The organism is Pantanalinema sp., assembly GCA_036704125.1.
In the GTDB taxonomy this organism is placed as follows: Bacteria; Cyanobacteriota; Sericytochromatia; order S15B-MN24; family UBA4093; genus JAGIBK01.
In genome coordinates, this window is record DATNQI010000008.1 from 1 (window position 1) to 18111 (window position 18111).

The 18111-nt window shown below is 67.0% G+C and carries 12 protein-coding genes; 6 read left to right on the plus strand and 6 right to left on the minus strand.

Features of this window, described 5'->3' with window-relative positions; genetic code table 11:
- From V6D00_00940 to V6D00_00965, 6 genes are all read left to right on the plus strand, one after another.
- Window positions 1-667 (plus strand): SufD family Fe-S cluster assembly protein (locus V6D00_00940; GenBank protein HEY9897720.1); only part of this gene is annotated, 667 nt, incomplete at its 5' end.
- The gene (gene sufC, locus V6D00_00945) at window positions 664-1446 is read left to right on the plus strand and encodes a Fe-S cluster assembly ATPase SufC (GenBank protein HEY9897721.1); all 783 of its coding nucleotides are present in this window, start codon (window positions 664-666) and stop codon (window positions 1444-1446) included. The genes V6D00_00940 and sufC, both read left to right, overlap by 4 nt.
- A 4-nt stretch (window positions 1447-1450) precedes the next feature.
- Window positions 1451-2713 (plus strand): Fe-S cluster assembly protein SufD, encoded by a 1263-nt coding sequence (sufD, locus tag V6D00_00950; protein HEY9897722.1) that lies wholly within the window; start codon window positions 1451-1453, stop codon window positions 2711-2713.
- Window positions 2714-2717: 4 nt separating this feature from the next.
- On the plus strand, window positions 2718-3971 hold the full coding sequence (locus V6D00_00955) for a cysteine desulfurase (GenBank protein HEY9897723.1): 1254 nt from the start codon (window positions 2718-2720) through the stop codon (window positions 3969-3971).
- Window positions 3971-4444 (plus strand): SUF system NifU family Fe-S cluster assembly protein, encoded by a 474-nt coding sequence (locus V6D00_00960; protein ID HEY9897724.1) that lies wholly within the window; start codon window positions 3971-3973, stop codon window positions 4442-4444. Before V6D00_00955 ends, V6D00_00960 begins: the two co-directional genes overlap by 1 nt.
- 11 nt (window positions 4445-4455) lie before the next feature.
- On the plus strand, window positions 4456-5007 hold the full coding sequence (locus V6D00_00965; GenBank protein ID HEY9897725.1) for a NifU family protein: 552 nt from the start codon (window positions 4456-4458) through the stop codon (window positions 5005-5007).
- A 37-nt stretch (window positions 5008-5044) separates the two neighbouring features.
- Here V6D00_00965 and V6D00_00970 read toward each other — a convergent pair whose 3' ends face one another.
- The 6 genes from V6D00_00970 to V6D00_00995 form a co-directional block, all read right to left on the minus strand.
- Window positions 5045-6961: a hypothetical protein gene (locus V6D00_00970; GenBank protein HEY9897726.1), complete on the minus strand. Its 1917-nt coding sequence runs from the start codon at window positions 6959-6961 to the stop codon at window positions 5045-5047.
- Window positions 6958-9279 (minus strand): LamG-like jellyroll fold domain-containing protein, encoded by a 2322-nt coding sequence (locus V6D00_00975; GenBank protein HEY9897727.1) that lies wholly within the window; start codon window positions 9277-9279, stop codon window positions 6958-6960. Before V6D00_00975 ends, V6D00_00970 begins: the two co-directional genes overlap by 4 nt.
- A 4-nt stretch (window positions 9280-9283) precedes the next feature.
- Entirely contained in the window at window positions 9284-11416 is a 2133-nt protein-coding gene (locus tag V6D00_00980) for a LamG-like jellyroll fold domain-containing protein (GenBank protein ID HEY9897728.1), read from the minus strand.
- Window positions 11417-11620: 204 nt separating this feature from the next.
- Window positions 11621-13936 (minus strand): carbohydrate binding domain-containing protein, encoded by a 2316-nt coding sequence (locus V6D00_00985; protein ID HEY9897729.1) that lies wholly within the window; start codon window positions 13934-13936, stop codon window positions 11621-11623.
- Between the two features lie 5 nt (window positions 13937-13941).
- Window positions 13942-16185 (minus strand): LamG-like jellyroll fold domain-containing protein, encoded by a 2244-nt coding sequence (locus V6D00_00990; protein HEY9897730.1) that lies wholly within the window; start codon window positions 16183-16185, stop codon window positions 13942-13944.
- On the minus strand, window positions 16185-18095 hold the full coding sequence (locus V6D00_00995) for an NHL repeat-containing protein (protein HEY9897731.1): 1911 nt from the start codon (window positions 18093-18095) through the stop codon (window positions 16185-16187). Before V6D00_00995 ends, V6D00_00990 begins: the two co-directional genes overlap by 1 nt.
- Window positions 18096-18111 lie beyond the last annotated feature (16 nt).

Consider the following 18111-nt stretch of genomic DNA (forward strand, 5'->3'; position numbering starts at 1 on the left):
CGACGACGCGACGATCAAGTACTCGACGATTCAGAACTGGTACCCCGGCGACAAGAACGGCAAGGGCGGTATCTACAACTTCGTCACCAAGCGCGGCAAGGCGATGACGAACGCGAAGATCACCTGGACGCAGGTCGAGACCGGATCGGCGATCACGTGGAAGTACCCGAGCTGCATCCTCGCTGGGGACAACTCGGTGGGCGAGTTCTACTCGGTGGCGCTCACCAACCACATGCAGCAGGCCGACACCGGCACCAAGATGATCCACCTCGGCAAGAACACCCGCAGCACGATCATCTCCAAGGGCATCTCGGCCGGCAAGTCCAGCAACAGCTACCGCGGGCTGGTCAAGATCGCCCCCGGCGCCACGGGGGCCCGCAACTACTCGCAGTGCGACTCGATGCTGATCGGGTCCGAGAGCCAGGCCAACACCTTCCCCTACATCGACGTCCAGAACCAGACGGGCAGGGTGGAGCACGAGGCCTCGACCTCCAAGATCGGCGAGGAGCAGCTCTTCTACTTCGCCCAGCGCGGCATCGGCTCGGAGGAGGCCATCTCGATGATCATCAATGGCTTCTGCAAGGATGTGTTCACCCAGCTGCCCATGGAGTTCGCCGTCGAGGCGACCAAGCTGCTGGGCCTCAAATTGGAAGGTAGCGTCGGATGATCGTCCCCAACAGCAACGTCATTCTCGAAGTCCGTGACCTGACGGCCAACGTGGCCGGGGTCGAGATCCTCAAGGGCGTCAACCTGACGATCCGCGCGGGCGAGGTCCATGCGATCATGGGCCCCAACGGCTCGGGCAAGAGCACCCTCTCCAAGGTCCTCGCGGGCCACCCCGACTACGAGATCACCGGCGGGACGGTCCTCTTCCAGGGCAAGAACTTGCTCGAGCTGCCTGCCGACGAGCGTGCCAAGGCGGGCCTGTTCCTGTCGTTCCAGTACCCGGTCGAGATCCCGGGGGTTTCCAACGCCTCGTTCCTGCGCCTGGCCTACAACACGGTGGCCGAGGCCCGGGGCCACGACGAGCTGGACCCGCTCGAGTTCGACGACTTCATCCGCGAGAAGATCAAGGTCGTCGAGATGGACCCCGGATTCCTCGATCGCTCCGTCAACGAGGGCTTCTCGGGCGGCGAGAAGAAGCGCAACGAGATCCTCCAGATGGCGGTGCTCGAGCCCACCCTCGCCATCCTCGACGAGACGGACTCGGGCCTCGACATCGACGCGCTGCGCATCGTCTCGGGCGGCATCAACCAGCTCTCCAACGCGAACAACGCCGTCCTGATGGTCACCCACTACCAGCGCCTGCTCAACTACGTGGAGCCCGACTTCGTCCACGTCTTCGCCGACGGCAAGGTCATCAAGACCGGCGGCAAGGAGCTCGCCCTCGAGCTCGAGAGCCGCGGCTACGACTGGGTGCGCGACGAGCAGAAGGCGACGGTGTAGCCCCATGCCGACCACCGCTGCCCAGAGCGCAGAAAAGCCAGGGCGCGTCCAGGACGCCTTCCTGACGGGCCTCATCGCCCAGAAGCCCGAGCTTTCCGAGCGCCTCTCGGCCCTCACCCTGCCTTCCCCCAAGGACGAGGAGTGGCGCTTCACCAGCCTCGCAGCCCTCAAGGCCACGACCTTCGCCCCGGCCGCCCAGGCCCCCGACGTCACGCTCGAGGACATCGCGCCCTTCATCCTGAGCGAGGCCCAGGCGAGCCGCATGGTCTTCGTCAACGGCCTGCACGCGCCGCACCTCTCGGACGTGAGCGCGCTCGGCCACACCATCGCGTTCGCCTCCGAAAGCTGGGAAGCGACCGAAGACGACGCCTTCGACGCCCTGAACGCCATGTTCGCCACCGCCTCGACCGCGATCACGATTCCCCGCGCGCAGCTTGCGCCCTCGCCCATCCACCTCCTGTTCGTGACCGTGCCGCAGGCCGAGCCCGTGATGGCCTCGCCCCGCGTGCGGGTGACCCTCGAGACCATGAGCGAGGCGACCCTCATCGAGGACTACGTCGCCCTGGGCGACGGCCCCGCCTTCACCAACGCGGCGATCGCGTTCTCGGTGGCCGCCGGCGCGCGCCTCAAACACGTCCGGCTCCAGCGGGAGAACAGGCAGACCCATCACCTGGGCCGCAGCGTGGCGACCCTTTCGCGCGACGCGGTCTACGACGCGCACGCCTTCAGCCTGGGAGGCGCCTTCTCGCGTTACGAGCCGAAGGCCGTCCAGACCGACGAGGGCACCGACGTGCGCATGCACGGCCTCATGCTGCTCTCGGGCGAGCAGCTCGGCGACACCCACAGCACCCTGGACCACGCCAGGCCTCACGGCACGAGCAACCAGGTCCACAAGTGCATCGTGGCGGGCTCGGCCCGCGCGGTCTTCAACGGCAAGATCCTGGTCCGCAAGGACGCCCAGCAGACCAACTCGGCGCAGTCGAGCCGGAACTTGCTGCTCTCGCCCAGGGCCCGCGTCGACGCCAAGCCCCAGCTCGAGATCTTCGCCGATGACGTGAAGTGCGCCCACGGCGCCACCGTCGGCCAGCTCGACCCCGAGGAGGTCTTCTACCTCCAGAGCCGCGGCCTCGGCGAGGCGGACGCCCGGAGCCTCCTGGTGTACGCGTTCGCCGCCGAGGTCTTCGATCACATCCCCGTCCCCTCGATCAAGGAGCTGCTGCGCACCCTCGTGCAGGAGCAGCTCCTGGCCACTCAGAGCGATAGGTGAGCCCATGACGACCACGACCGCCCGCGAGCTTCAGGATTCGACCTTCGACGTCGCCAAGGTGCGCGCCGACTTCCCGATCCTGGCGCGTGAGGTCAACGGCAAGCCCCTCGTCTATCTCGACAACGGGGCCTCCAGCCAGATGCCCCGAAGCGTGATCGACCGGCTGAACCGCTACCACTCGAACGAGCACGCCAACGTCCACCGGGGCGTCCACACCCTCAGCGAGCAAGCCTCCGCCGAGTACGAGGCGGTTCGCCTCAAGGTCCAGCGCTTCATCAACGCCAAGGAGGAGCGCGAGATCGTCTTCGTGCGCGGCGCGACCGAGGGCGTCAACCTGGTCATGCACGGGTTCGGCCGCCTCTTCATCAAGGAGGGCGACGAGATCCTGGTCTCGGCCATGGAGCACCACGCCAACATCGTGCCCTGGCAGATGCTCTGCCAGGAGAAGGGGTGCGTCCTCAAGGTCATCCCCATGAACGACGCCGGCGAACTGCTCATCGACGACTACCGGGAGCTGCTGACCCCCAAGACCAGGCTGGTCGCGCTGACCCACGTCTCGAACGCGCTGGGCACCATCAACCCGGTCAAGGAGATGGTCGCCATGGCCCACGCGGCGGGCGCCGTGGTGCTGGTCGACGGCGCCCAGGCGGTCCCCCACATGAAGGTGGACGTCCAGGACCTGGACGCGGACTTCTACGTCTTCTCGGGCCACAAGATGTGCGGCCCCACCGGCAGCGGCATCCTCTACGGCAAGGCCGCACTGCTCGAGAAGATGCAGCCCTTCATGGGCGGCGGGGACATGATCCTCAGCGTCACCTTCGAGAAGACCACCTACAACGAGATCCCCTTCAAGTTCGAGGCGGGGACCCCTTCCATCGCCCCCATGATCGGCCTGGGCGCCGCCATCGACTACCTCGAGGGGCTCGGCATGGACCGGATCGCCTCGCACGAGCACGCGCTCTTGACCTATGCCGCCGCGCGCCTCGCGGAGCTTCCCGGCGTGCGGATCGTCGGCACGGCCAAGGACAAGGCGGCGGTCATCTCCTTTGTGATCGAGGGGGTCCACCCCCACGACGTGGGGACCATCCTCGACTCCGAGGGGATCGCCGTTCGCGCCGGCCACCACTGTGCCCAGCCGGTGATGATCCGGATGGGGGTGCCCGCGACGACCCGCGCCTCCTTCGCCTTCTACAACACCAAAGCGGAAGTCGACGCCCTGATCGAGGGCATCAAGACCGTACAGAGGATTTTCGGGTAATGGCCGACCAGAAGCAGCTCTACCAGGAAGTGATCCTGGAGCACAACAAGAAGCCCCGCAACTTCGGCGCGGTGGAGAACCCCAACCGCAAGGCCGAGGGACACAACCCGGTGTGCGGGGACCACATCACGCTCACCCTCGACGTCGAGGGCGAGCGCATCGAGAAGATCGCCTTCACCGGCGACGCGTGCGCCATCTGCAAGGCCTCGGCCTCGATGATGACGACCAACGTCAAGGGCAAGACCGTGACGGAGGCCGAGGGCCTGATCCAGGAGTTCCGCGACCTGGCCACCGGCAAGATCACCTCCGAGACCCCGGGCCACCACCTGGGGCGGCTGACCGTCTTCTCGGGGATCGCCACCTTGCCCTCGCGGGTCAAGTGCGCCGTCCTGCCCTGGCACACCCTTCATGCGGCCTTCGAGAACGCCGAGCTCGTCTCGACCGAAGGCAACGCTGACCCCGCTCACCCGTAAAGGATAGCCCCATGCCCAAGATCGCCGAAATCGAGCCCACCCCCAACCCGAACGCCATCAAGTTCGTGCTCAAGGAGGCGCTGACCACCGGCTTCGGCCGATCCTTCGACAGCGCGGACGCCGCCTCGAACGATCCCTTGGCCTCGCAGCTCTTCGCCATTCCTCACGTCACCAACGTCTTCTACCAGGACAAGTGGCTGACGGTGACGCAGGACGGCAAGGCCTCCTGGTCGGAGCTGATGCGCGAGCTGGCGGTGCCCATCCGGGCGGCGGGCTCGGAGCGATCGCCCGGCGGCACGGCGAGCGCCTCGCGCCAGGCCATCGTCGCCGACGGGGACGAGGCGCGCCTTTCGCGCATCAACGAGCTGCTGGACACCAAGGTGCGCCCGGCGCTCGCCATGGACGGCGGTGGCCTGGAGGTGGTGGAGCTCGCGGGCAACATCCTCAGGGTCCACTACCAGGGCGCCTGCGGCAGCTGTCCCAGCTCCATCTCGGGCACCCTGATGGGGATCGAGAACCTCATGCAGAGCATCGAGCCGGGCCTGATGCTCGAGGCGGTCTAAAACAGAAGCGGGGGGCGGTCGTTTGACCGCCCCCTTTTCAGTAGAGCACCCCGACTTCCTGGACTTCGGGGGTGACCGCGGGATCGGCCGTGGTCAGCGTCAGGCGAAGCCTGAGGTAACGCCCCGAGACTCCTGGGAGGTTGGCCACGTTCTTGCCCTGGGCCGAGGTCCCCGTCACCAGGTTCCAGCCGCCCCAGGTCAGCGCGTCGCTCGAGGTCGCCGTCTCGACCGCTACTTGGGTCGATGCCGGCAGGCTCGCGACGTCCCAGTACGCCGAACCCCACGTGACGGCGCCTCCCGCGTCTAGTGCGGGCGTCACGTAGCTGCCCGAGACCGAGTAGACCGGGGTGTCCGGCTGGCGATGCCCCGTCAGGCGCAGCGCGCCGCTGGCATCGCGGGGGTTGACGCCCTGGAAGCGCTGAATGCGCCCGTTGAAGTAGTCGGCGATGAGCAGGGCCCCGTCCGGCATGAAGCCTATCTGGCGCATGTCTCGGAACTGGCCCGGCCCGGACCCGTAGCTTCCGAACTGGCTGAGACGCTCGCCGCTAGGGGAAAACACGCCGATGGTGTTGCTCGCCCCCGAGTAGGGGGCCCCCGCGAGCACGCGCCCCCAGGGAGCGACCTGGATGGTATAGGCGTTGGCGCCGGTGGACCACTCGGTCACGTACGTTCCGTCGGGCTTCAGCTTCTGGATCCGGTTGTTCTGATGATCGACGGCGTACAGGAACCCCTCCGCATCGATCGAGAGGGTGTAGGAGCGCTTGAAGTAACGTGGCCCGGTGCTCGCGACCGGATTCGGGGCAGCGGTCCCCACGAACCACGTCGTGCCGTTGCCGACCCCCTGAAGAAACTGGCCGCTCGGATTGAACTTCTGGAGCCGATAGTTGATGGCATCCCCCACCCAGATGTTGCCCTGGGGATCCTGCGCGAGCCCATGCGGCGAAGAGAAGGCGCCGTTGACGGATCCCGTGGCCGGAGCGGGGGCTGCGGTCCCCGTGAACCACGCCGTGCCGTTACCGAGGCCCATGACGAAGTTCCCGTTGGAATCGAAGCGCAGCACGCGGTGATTGGCGACGTCCGCGACCCAGACGTAGCCGTCGCGGTCCACCATGGTGCCGAGCGGATCGCTGAACCAGCCATTGAGGCTGCCCGTCGCCACCGGCGGCGGGGTGCTCGCGGGTCCCCACGCCTCTCCCTGCCCCCACGCGCGCACGAAATTGAAGTTGGAATCGAACTTCTGGATGCGATGGTTGCCGCGGTCCGCCACGTAGATGTTGCCCATGGCGTCGACCGCCGCCTTGTCGGGGTTATTGAACTCACCGTTCAGGCTGCCCGTCGCCCCGAACGACGAGAGGTAGGCAAACTGGTTCGACTGGAACACCTCGATGTTGCTCGTGGTGGCTCCGTACTTCTCGAAATCCGCCATGGAGGTGAAGGCGGAGCGCGCGCCGAGCAACTGGGCGTCGTTGCCGGCTGGACCGCTCACCAGATCAGCCGCGCCGCTCCCTGCCGCCACCACCACCGAGAGGCTGAGGTTGAGCTGGTTGGCGCCGGAGGCGAGGGTGACGGGCAGCTTGCCCCAGCTCAGCATGGTCCCGGTGCCGTTGAGGCCTGCGTATCCCGCCGCATAAAGGGCGTAGCCGCCCCCCGAGGGCAAGCCTGTGAACGTGACCGTCGTGGCCCCGCCGGTGTTTACCGTCGCCGTCTGGTCCGGCACCCCGGCGTTGCGCAGCAGGACCTTCACCGACTGGGTGTTGCTCAGGATCGCCTGGGTGCGCTGCGGCAGCGCGACCCGGATGATCACCTGCGCGCTCCCTTGAGCCGCCCTCACGGCCTGAGCGGCATCCCCCGTGGCGGCCAAGGGGCGATCGACGATGCAGCCCCCGATCGCGAGCACCAGGGGCAACAGCGACCAGAGCCCGAGGGTGATGACGTTCACGGCCTTACGTTTCATGGCGCGATCCCCAGGTAGGTGCGGCGGATGTCGACGGACGATCGCTGCGCGTCCCAGACCTTCAGGCCATCCAGCGCCCCCTGTGGGTTCACCACCGAAAAGACGTTGACGCTCAGGAACTCGTTGCAGGCGAAGCTCAGCAGGTTGAGGGGCGACGCCCCGTTGATGCTCCCCGAAAAGGCTCCCGTCGCCACCTTCTCGCCGTCGAAGTACAGATCCTTGCCCTGCGGCCCCCACGTGATCGCGAGGTGGTGCCACTCGCCAGGCTTCCAGGGCTGCGAAGCGGGCGTCCAGGTCGTGGGGGCGTCCCAATCGAAGCCCGGGCCGCCATGGGTCCGCAGGGTGAGGGTCTCGCCGAGCTTGGCCAGGTACAGCACCGGCCACTTCGGGCTGTTCGTCCCGTCGATCGAGAGCAGCTTGAAATCGCCCTCGTTCCAGGCGTAGGTCGGCTGATACCAGAACGCGATCGCTCCCTGGCGCTTGTTGACGTAGCGATAGGCGTCGAAGGTCAGGCGATCGTGACCGGGCTCGCCTCCGTAGGGCGTGGCCTTGGGGCCCTGCTCCACCTGGAAGCCGTCGAACCAGACCGTGCCCGTCTTGTTCCGGAAGATGGGGCTCAGCGCGGCGGCGGTACAGGTGTTGAGGAAGGTGTGGGTCAGCGAGATCTGCGTCCAGTCGAAGGTCCCGACGGGGGCGGCCACGTGCCGCACGTCCACGCCGGAGAGCGAGGCATCGGGGAGGTAGGGATCCACGTAGAGGCCGAAGTCGGTGGAGCTCTGCGAGCCGCTGACGTTCTTGCCCTTGACCCAGACCGAGAAGGTGTAGGTCTTTCCCGCCTCGTAGGTGTAGGCGTGATTGAACTTGACGTACTCCGCGGTTCCGCTCGTGGTCTTGTCGATCTTCAGCGATCGCCCGTGGAACAGGGCATCCACGTCGAGCGAGTAGGTGGCGATGCTCGCCGCGGTCCGGCTCATCCCGTCCGGGATGCCGTCGGCGTCCGAATCCCGCTCGAAGCTGGAGTTGGCGAGCTGGTTGACGGTGCGGTCGATGAAGACGGCCGTGCCGCTGCGCCCCTCCACGGGGGTCACGCCGACGCTCTCACGGGCGTTGGCGAAGCCCTCGAGGACCAGGCTCCCCTGGGGGCGAAAATCGGTGGGAGCGCCTTCTTCGAGCTGGGCCGCATCCGCGTAGCACGTGGCGCCGACGGTCTGACCGATTCCCGTCCCGAATCGGATGAGGGCGATCGCCTTGGGGGTCGAGTACGCCGGGGTGAAGGTCCAGGAATAGCGCTGCCAGGCGGTGGTGAGGGTGAAGGCGTCGCTGCGCACCTCCAGGAACGGATCCTGGTAGTTGAAGGCGAGGGCGAGCTTCTCGCCCCCCGCGGCGCCCCGTGCATACACCGAGTAGGTGTATGCACGTCCCGCCTCGAGCTTGAGCGGCCAGCGATGGTCGGCACCGTTGTAGCCCTGGCCGAACCACGAGTCACCCGCGGCCGTGGCGGAAAAGCGCATGGCCTGGCGCCCCTCGTGAGGACTCAGCGTCTCGAAGGAGTACGTCGCCACTCCCGCGGCGGCATTCAGACGCCAGGGGGCGGGGTTTGCGCCCCCCTCCTCGAACCCGGCGTTCGCGAGCATGTTGCGGCTCTGATCCGCGAAAGAGAGGCGATACGCCCCGTCCGGGCCGGGACGGACGATCTGCACCGGATCGAGGTTCAACAGGAGCGCCTGGGAGACGAGGGACTCGACCGACCGGACCAGGAGCTCGGGCACGCTCGCCGTGAGGCCCGCCTGCTGGTGAACCCCGGTGACCGCATCCTTGCTCACCTTGCCGATCACGTCCGCGGCCCCGAGGCTCAGGTGGTCCCACAGGATGGCGACGGCCGTGGTCGTGGCCGAGAGCTGGATGGCGGTCCCCGAGACCGAGGTCCAGCCGCCCGCATTGAACTGAACCAGGGTCCGCAGCCGGAAGGCGGAGTTCGACGTCCCGCCCAGCGTCTTGCTCGACTCCAGCAGGTAGAGCGACCCGATGGTCGGGGTAAAGGTCCCCAGCGCCTGGACGGTGAAGGTGCCGTCCGGGGCGGTGATGCCCGTGCCCTTGGCCTGGAAGGTCGAGGGATCGATCAGGGTCACCGTGGCGTTGGCCCGCACCTGGCCCGCTGTCGCCTGGATGCCGTACCCCTCGGGCAACAGGACCTGCCCGGTCAGGACCGGTTGAGACGCCGGGGCAACGGCCGTCGAGACGGCCAGCGGCGTGGGGCGGCACCCGATCGCAAGCAAGGCGACAATCACGAGGCTCAAAGCAAGCCGTAGCTTCCGCATCGCCCTACTCCTGCACGAGGCCGCGCGCCGCGCGGGCGATCGCCTCGGGGCTCAGCGCCGCATCGCGGATCTGGAACCGATCGAAGACCGAATCGGCCGGGGTGTTCAGATTCGTGTCCGCCCCGACGGTGAGGGTGGCTCCCGGTCCGAAGTTGAGCGTCGCCCCCGGGTTGTCGTTCGAGAGGCCTCCGGCGGCCCGGCCGTCGAGGAACAGGCGTACGTCGCTGGTGGGGCCGTCCCAGGTCGCGGCGAGGTGGTGCCAGCGGCCCGCCTTGATCAGGGCGGCGGTATCGGGGAGCTCGAACCCGATGCGCCGGGTCTTGGTCTCGTCGCCCACCCCCGCGGTGACGTAGAAGTACAAGCGATTGCCGAACTTGTGCAGGCCGAAGTTGCACTCGGTGCCGCCCTGGACGCGCACCAGGCAATGGTCGATTCCGTCGTCGCCGTTCCAGTTCGGCTTGAACCAGAAGGAGATCGTGCCTCGCGTCGCGTTGAAGCGCCCCTTGGCGGGGAACACCGCCGGCGCGTTGGCGGGGATCAGGCGCTGGACGCGGTGATTCTGGTAATCCACCACCCACATCTTGCCGTCCGGTCCGAAGGAGAGGCCGCGCGGCTGCCGGAACTGACCGTTGCCGTAGCCCAAGCCCCCGTAGGCGCCGAGCAGAGCCCCGCTGGAGTCGAACTTCACGATCCGCGACGCCGTGGCCACGGTCGAGAACTCGGAGACCCACATGTTGCCGGCGTTGTCGAACTTCAGGTCGTCGGGTGCGGTCAGAACGCCGGCCCCGATCGTCGCGAGGTAGGATCCAGCCGAGGAAAAGCGCTGGATCCGGTTGTTCGCGCGATCGCAGACGTAGACGTCGCCGTTCGGGGCGAAGGCGAGCCCCGTGGGGCCCTTGAACTGGCCCGGGCCCGTGCCGAGACCCGAGCCGAGCGTCTGCATCAAGGCCGTCCCGTCGGCGCTGAAGCGAAGGACACGGTAGTTCAGGTAATCGGAGACCCAGAGGGTCCCGTCGGGGGCGATCGTGCCGTTGCTGGGATTCCAGAATTCCGAATTGAGGCTGCCCGAGGCCACGCTCCCCGGCGCGACGGTCCAGCGGCTGCCCTGGCCGATCCCGAAGAGGAAGTTGCCATTGGCGTCGAACTTCTGCAGGCGATGATTGGTGAGCTCGGTGGTCAGGAAATTCCCGTCCGGATCGAGGCTGATGCCGTGCGGCGAATCGAACTGGCCCGCCCCCGTGCCGAAGCTCCCGAAGGTCGAGATGAAGCGGCCGTCAGCGGCGAACTTCTGGATGCGATGGTTCTTCCACTCCGCCACCCAGACGGTCCCCCCTCGATCGACGGTGACGACGATCGGAGAGTCCATCAGCCCCGGGGCCGTTCCCTTTCCGCCGATTTGGCCGTCGAAGAGGGCGAGCGCGTTCGAAAAGGCGATCGCCGTCCCCCCGTCGCGGCCGGCGACGAGCGTGCTGCCGGTGCCGGACGCCGAGAGGGCATCCTCGAGATCGAAGAGCTGCCGCCCCTGCCCGCTTTGCAATTGCAAGCGATAAGTCGTATCCGAGGCGGTGTAGGTCAGCCACTTGACCGGGTCCAGGTTGGAGGCGAGCGCCTGGCTCACCAGGCCCGTCACCGTCGCCAGCTCGGTGGCCGTCACCCCGCCCGCGGGGGTGAAAACACCGGTCGAAGGGTTCAGGGCATCCAGCAGGCTCGTCCCCGCCACCGCTCGCAGGTCCTTGATGGCGGCAAGCGCCGTGGTCTGGGCGTTCAGGATCACCCCTGCCCCGCCGCCCTGCGAAGTCGTGCTGCCCGAGAGCGATCGCCACTTGCTGCCGTCCCAGCAGACCAGGGTGCGGAAGCGAAGTGCCGCACGATCGTTGGTCTTGTCGAAAGTCTTGAGCGCATCGAGCACGTAGACGGCATTGGTCGTGGGCGTCCAGCTCACGAAGGGGTTGAGGCCGAAGGCCCCCGAGGCGTCCGTCAGGCCGGTGGCCACCACCGTGTTGCTCGCATCGAGCAGGGTCACCGTCGCGTAGGCCACGAGCTCGGCAGCCGTCGCCTGGGCTTCGTAACCCGACGTGACCCGTCCCCACAGGGACGAGCCTTCCTGGATGGCCTGTGCGGGGCGAGACGGGTCCACCGTAGGACGAATGCCCGGCTGGCAGGCACATAGGCACGCAACGAGTACGAGGGAGATTTTCTTCACACCTAACCCTCGCTTGCCCGTTCCTCCTTGGAGCGGGGGGCAAAAAGCCTGGCTGATTGTTATATTCCACAAGCAGGTAAGCGAATAACCACCTGCATCACAGGCCGATGCAGGCCCAACAGCATCGGGGCAGTGGCACTACAGAGCTGCTACGCCGAGGGCATCGCGGCGAATGGCGGCCTGATCCCGCTGGAGGTCCCATACCTTGAGACCGTCCAGGGTACCGCTCGAGCAGTAGCCCACGTTGTTGCACAGCCCGGAGAAGTACAGCAACCGGATCTGTCGCGCGAAGTAGAGCGGCCCGCCGTAATCGCTCACTCCGACGCGTTCGCCGTCGACGAACAGCTCAGAATTGCGAGGGCCCCAGGTCATTGCGATGTGATGCCAGGTATCCGCTGCCCAGGCATCCGTCGCCGGTACCCAGTCGATCCAGCGCCAGTTCGTCCCGTCATGGACCGCGAGGCCCAGGGCCGGCCGGCCGGATGAGGCACGGTTCTTTCGCAGGAGCAAAATCGCGTCATCGGCCGAGTTCGTCATGCCGGCAAGATAGCCGTTGCCCCGATCATCGCTCCACTCATAGGCGGGCCGATACCAGAACGTCACCGCACCCTGCGAGGGATTGAACGAGCGGGCATCGACGCTCAGCCGGTCCAGGCCCGTGCCGTCCCCGCCGTAGGGGGTCAGGACCGTCCCCTCCTCGACCTGGAGACCGTCCCACCAGGCAATACCCGTCTTGTTCCGGAAAATGGGATAGACATCCAGGTGGTCGCAGTTCGCCGTCCACATGAAAGAGACGCTCAGCCGCGTCCATTCGAAGGTTCCGGTGGGAGCCGCCATCCGCGAGGTCCCCCCGTAGCCCGCACTCGGGGTCCGCTGGTCGAGGTAGAGGCCGAAGTTGGCGTTGTCGGGGGCGCCGGAGATGTTCTGGCCCTTGACCCAGATGGACGCGGTGTAATACTTGCCGGCCTTGAAGGGGTAATAGGAAGGATAGTTGACGATGTGCGCGGTGGATCCGCCAGAGCGGTCCATCTTGAGGCTGTACTGGCCGAACAGCGCGTTCGCCGAATCCAGGGCGCAGACCGCCCCGGCCCCGGTCTGAGTCAGGCCGTCCGGAACGCCGTCCGCGTTGCTGTCCACCTCGAAGCTGGTGTTCTGGAGCGGCGAGAGCGAGTTGGAAGCGATGTTGACCCCGCTCTCCAGCACGATGCCGTTGCCGGTGCGCCCCGGGGCCGCCGTGACCCCCGCGCCCTCGTAGACGTTGGCGATGCCGTCGACGAGCAGGCGCCCCTGAGGCTGGTAGCCGGTGACATTGCTCCCCTCCTCCAGCTGGATCGCGTCCAAGTAGAAGGTCGAGCCGACGGTGCTGTGGCGGATCAGGAAAATCGCCTGCGAGGTCGAATAGCCGGCGGTGAAGGTCCAGGAATAGCGCTGCCAGGCCGTGGTCAGCGAGAAGTTCGAGCTGCTCTGCTCGGAGAACGGGGACTGGTAGTTGAAGGCGAGGGCCAGCGCCTCCCCGCCGACGGCCCCCCGGGCATAGACCGAGTAGGTGTAGGTCCGTCCCGCGACGAGCGTGATCGGAGCGCGGCCGTTCGAGCTGTCGTAGCCCTGGCCCAGCCACGAATCACCCGCGCCGGTCCGGTTGATGCGCAAGCTCTGACGCCCCTCGTAGGGGGACGCCGTCTCCACCGAGTAGCTGGCATTCACGGTGTTGTTCGTCCGCCAGTGGGTGGGAAGCGCGCTCCCCTCCTCGAACCCCGCGTTCCTGAGCAGGTTGCGGCCGGCGTCCCCCATCGCGAGGATGAAGGAATCGGCAGGCCCTGGCCTGACGGTCTGCACCGGGTCCAGGTTCAAGAGCAGGGCCTGACCGACGAGGGCCTCGACCTCGCGGACCCTGGCGGCGCCGATGCTGGCGGAAAGATCGCTCGCGACGTGGCCACCGGTGGTCGCATCCCGGCTCACCTTGCCGATGACCGCCGACGTCGCCAGGCCGAGGTGGTCCCAAAGGATCGAGACGGCCGTGGTCGTGGCCGAAAGCTGGACGCTGGCCCCCGAGATCGAGGTCCAGCCGCTCGCGTCGAACTGCACCAGGGTCCGCAGCCGGAAGGTGGAATTCGACGTCCCGCCCAGCGTCTTGGTGGATTCGAGCAGGTACGGCGACCCGAGGGTCGGGGTGAAGGTCCCGAGGGCCTGGACGGTGAAGGTGCCGTCCGGGGCGGTGATGCCCGTGCCCTTGGCCTGGAAGGTCGCGGGGTCGATGAGGGTCACGGTGGCGTTGGCCCGCACCTGGCCCGACGTCGCCTGGGTGGCGTATCCCTCCGGCAGCAGGATCTCGCCGTGCAAGAGCGGGGCCTCGGAAACCGCCGGCGCGATCGCGGGCGTCGTCGGAGCCGGCCGGCACGCGAGCACCAGCAGGGCCGAGAGGACGAGGCTCAGAATCAGGCGAACACTGTTCATGGCGCTCACTCCTGGACCAAGCCGCTCGCCTCTCGGGCGATCTCCTCGGGGCTCAGCACCACGTCCCGGATCCGGAACTGGTCGATGACCGAGTTGCACTGAAGGGTCGTGCCGCTGATCGCCGCCCCGACCATCATGGTCCCCGGCGCCCCGAACGCGAAGCTCGCGGGGTTACCCGTCTGGAAGCTGCCGTACTCCCTGCCCTGCAGGAAGAAGCGAACCTGCCCGTTGGCAGCGTCCCACGTGGCGGCCACGTGATGCCACTTTCCCTTGCGCAGGACCTGCGAGAGCTCCGCCTTGTTGATGCCCACCCGCCTGGTCTGGGCCTCGCTCGCGGTGTTGTCCGAGACGTAGAAGTACAGCTGATCGGCGATGCCCGTCGTGGGGTTGCCGTAGGTCACCACCAAGCGGCAGTTGGGCTGACTGATCTCGAAGAAGTAGCGGGTCGTGGCCGAATCGATTCCCCAGTTCGGCTTGAACCAGAAGGAGATGCTCCCCTTCGCGGCGTTGAAGTTGCCACCCGGCACGAACTGCATCGGCGCATTGGCGGGGATCAGGCGCTGGAAGCGGTAGTTGTTCTCGTCCGCCACGTAGAGGGCGCCGTCCGGGCCCCAGGCCATGCCGCGGGCGGTCTTGAACTGGCCGTCTGCGCTCCCGTTGGTGCCGAACTGGCCCAGGTAGGTCCCCGTGCGCGTGAACTTCTGGATCCGGTGGCCGGCGTACTCGCTGACCCAGACGTTTCCGGCCTGATCGACGAGGATGTCCTCGGGATTGTTGAACTGGCCCGGCCCCGAGCCCGTGGTGCCCCACTTGCCGAGGAAGGCGCCGCCGCTCGACAGGCGCTGGACGCGGTTGTTCTTGCGGTCCGCGACGTAGACGTCCTGGTTGGGGGCGATCCCCACGCTGATGGGGCTGTCGAAACCACGATCCACCGAGGACGAGGCGCTCTGGTTGCCGGCCGAGGTGGTCCAGACCGTGCCGTTGCCGATGCCCATCTGGAAGCCGCCGTTTGAATCGTACTTGAGGACACGGTTGTTGAGCGTGTCCGCGATCCAGATGTTTCCGGCGGGATCGAACTTGGCGTAGTGCGCCGAGTTCAGAAGATTGTGGCCGCTGCCCGTCGTGACGCTCTGGCTGGCGGTCCAGCCGCTGCTCCCGTTGCCGATGCCGAAGCGCAGGTTGCCAGCCGAGTCGATCTTCAAGACCCGGTAGTTGACGTAGTCGCTCACCAGCAGGTCGCCGTTGCGGTCCAGGTCCACGCTGTGAGGGTTCGAGAAGGCCCCCACCCCGGATCCCACGGTCGTGAGGGTCCGCAGGAAGGTCCCGTCGAGCGAGAGCAGCTGGATGCGGTTGTTGCCGCGATCGCCCGCGTAGATGATGCCTTCGGGGGAGACGGCGATCCCCGTCGTCACGCCGAAGAGGCCGTTGGCGACCCCACGTGCGCCGATCTGGCCGTCGTAGAGCGCAATCTCGTCGGCGATCGCATAGGCGCGGCCGCCATCCACGCCCCGGACCGCCGTGGCTCCCGCCGGCCCCTGCACGAGCGCATCCTCCAGGTCGAAGATGATGCGACCGGTCTGGGGCGCCATCGCGAGGCGATACGTCCCGCCGGTATAGGTCAACCACTTGACGGGATCGAGGTTGGAAGCGATCGCCTGGTTCACCAGCCCCGTCACCGTTACCAGCTCGGCATCCGTAACCCCGCCGGCAGGCGTGAAAACACCGGTCGAAGGGTTCAGGGCGTCCAGCAAGGTGGTCCCCGCCACCGCTCGCAGGTCCTTGATCGCGGCAAGGGCCGTGGTCTGGGCGTTCAGGAGCACCCCCGATCCGCCGCCCTGCGCGATGGTGCTGCCAGAGAGCGATCGCCACTTGCTGCCATCCCAGCTGACCAGGGTCCTGAAGCGCAAGGCCGCACGGTCGTTGGTCTTGTCGAAGCTCTTGAGCGCGTCCAGGGCGTAGACCGCGTTGGTGGTGGGCGTCCAGCTCACGAAGGGATTGAGGCCGAAGGCCCCCGAGGCGTCCGTGAGGCCCGTAGCCACCACCGTGTTGCTCGCGTCGAGCAGGGTCACCGTGGCGTAAGCCGTCAACTCGGCGGCCGTCGCCTGAGCCGAATAGCCCGAAGTGATCCGCCCCCAGAGCGCGGACGAGGCCTGCGCGGCTTCGGCCTGAGCGGGTGGCCCGGCGAGGGGCCGGACCGCGGGGGCGCAAGCCGCCAGTGCGAGTGGAAGCAGCAACCATGCGTGGCGCATCAGTACATCACTCCCAGTTCCTGAATCACCGGTGACAGCGCTGCATTGCTCGTGCCCAGGGTCACACGCAGCTTGAAAAATCGACCGGAGACCCCGACCAGGTTCGCCAGCGTACGGCCGGCGCCGGGCGAACCCGTCACCAGGCTCCAGGTCCAGGTGATGCCGTCACTGGAGCATCCCGCTTCGATCGTCGCAGAGGTGCCCACGGGCAGGGTCGTGATGTCCCAGTAGACGGATCCCCAGTCGATCGTCGAACCCGCATCCACGGCGGGAGTCAGGTACGCGCCCGAGGCGGCATACGACGGATTATCCGGCTGCCGATGCCCCCTCAGCCTGAGCGCGCCGGCGGGGTCCTTGGGGTTGGCGCCGCGCCAGCGCTGCACGCGGCTGCCGTCCCGATCGATCGTGAAGAAGTTGCCGTCCGAGGCCCAGGCGATGCCCTCGGGATTCTGCAACTGACCGTCCCCCGTGCCGAACACGCCGAAGCGCGAAAGCAGGATGCCATCGCGATTGAAAACCTGGTAGAAATTCGGGCCAGGCGTCGAACCGTAAGCGGCCACGTAGATGTTGCCGTCGGGACCGAGCTCGAGATAGCCAGCGGTTCGCTGGTCGGGCTTGTCGGGGCTGGCGGTGGAGAAGGTGCGCACATAAGCGCCGCTCGGGTTGAAGACCTGGACCCGCTCATTGAAGTCAGTCGCGTACATCGTGCCGTTCTCATCCACCCGGACATGCCAGGCGTTCGTGAACTGACTCGCACCATTACCGCTCGCGGTGGTGGCAGGCAAGCCGGCAGCGCTCGTCCAGGTGGTCCCCTGCCCGATGCCGCGCAAGAACACCCCGCTGGGGCTGAAGATGTGGAGGCGGTGCTGGCCCATCCCGCCCACGTAGATGTTGCCCGAGCGATCCAGGTCGAGCCCGTACGGCTGCATGTGCCCGATGGCATTCGCCAGTGCCGCGACCGCAGGGGCGGCGCTGGGTGCGAACCACGGCGTGTTGTAGCCGATGCCCATCAGGAAGTTGCCGCTGGAGTCGTACTTCAAGATGCGGCGGTTATTCGTATCCGACACGTAGACGTTGTCCTGGGCATCCACCGTCAGTCCCGACGGCCCGTTAAGGCCGTAATTGGTGGATCCCGTCGCTGGAACAGGAGCAGCCGCCGGTGCCACCCACACCTGGTCGCTGCCGATTCCGCGCAGGAAATTGCCGTCCTTGTCGAACTGCACGATCCGTTGATTGTTGTCGTCGGAGACCCAGATACGGTCCCGCGAGTCGATCGCAATCATCTGGATGTGGGATCCAAACTGGCCATTCAGGTTGCCCAGGGTCCCGAACTTGGACACGTAGGTGTTCTGACTGGGGTCGTAGACCTCGATGTTGCTCGACGTCGCCGTCGGCGCCTGGAAGTCCGCCATGGTCGTGAAGACCCTCTGGGCCCCCAGTTGCACCGCGCCGTTGCCCGCAGGCCCCGTGATGATGTCCGCGGCAGCGGCGCCCGCGCTCACGACCACCGAAAGGCTCAGGTTGAGCTGGTTGCGGCCCGAGGCGAGGGTGACGGGCAGCTTGCCCCAGCTGAGCATGGTCCCGGTCGCGTTCAGGTCCGAATAGGCCGCGGCGTACAGCGCGTATCCCCCACCCGAGGGGAGGCCCTCGAAGGTGACCGTGGTGGCGGTGCCGGTGTTCACCGTGCGCGTCACGTCGTTGCTTAGCGCATCGCGCAGGACGATCTTGACCGACTGTGTGTTGGAGACAAGGGCCTGGGGTGCGCGCTCGGGGAAAGCGACCCGGATCGCGACGCTCGCCGTGGACCGGCTCTCGGTGGACGATCGCGGCGCATCGCCCGCCGGGAATACACCCGGCTGGCAGCCTCCGACGAACATCAGCATTAGGAACCCGGCGATGGCGCGGCGCATCCCACCTCCCCCGCGA

Excerpts from the sequence above, each read along its gene's own strand:
- sufC (HEY9897721.1), top strand. The coding sequence starts at position 664 with ATGATCGTCCCCAACAGCAACGTCATTCTCGAAGTCCGTGACCTGACG.
- sufD (HEY9897722.1), top strand. The coding sequence starts at position 1,451 with ATGCCGACCACCGCTGCCCAGAGCGCAGAAAAGCCAGGGCGCGTCCAG.
- V6D00_00955 (HEY9897723.1), top strand. The coding sequence starts at position 2,718 with ATGACGACCACGACCGCCCGCGAGCTTCAGGATTCGACCTTCGACGTC.
- V6D00_00960 (HEY9897724.1), top strand. The coding sequence starts at position 3,971 with ATGGCCGACCAGAAGCAGCTCTACCAGGAAGTGATCCTGGAGCACAAC.
- V6D00_00965 (HEY9897725.1), top strand. The coding sequence starts at position 4,456 with ATGCCCAAGATCGCCGAAATCGAGCCCACCCCCAACCCGAACGCCATC.
- V6D00_00970 (HEY9897726.1), bottom strand. The coding sequence starts at position 6,961 with ATGAAACGTAAGGCCGTGAACGTCATCACCCTCGGGCTCTGGTCGCTG.
- V6D00_00975 (HEY9897727.1), bottom strand. The coding sequence starts at position 9,279 with ATGCGGAAGCTACGGCTTGCTTTGAGCCTCGTGATTGTCGCCTTGCTT.
- V6D00_00985 (HEY9897729.1), bottom strand. The coding sequence starts at position 13,936 with ATGAACAGTGTTCGCCTGATTCTGAGCCTCGTCCTCTCGGCCCTGCTG.
- V6D00_00990 (HEY9897730.1), bottom strand. The coding sequence starts at position 16,185 with ATGCGCCACGCATGGTTGCTGCTTCCACTCGCACTGGCGGCTTGCGCC.
- V6D00_00995 (HEY9897731.1), bottom strand. The coding sequence starts at position 18,095 with ATGCGCCGCGCCATCGCCGGGTTCCTAATGCTGATGTTCGTCGGAGGC.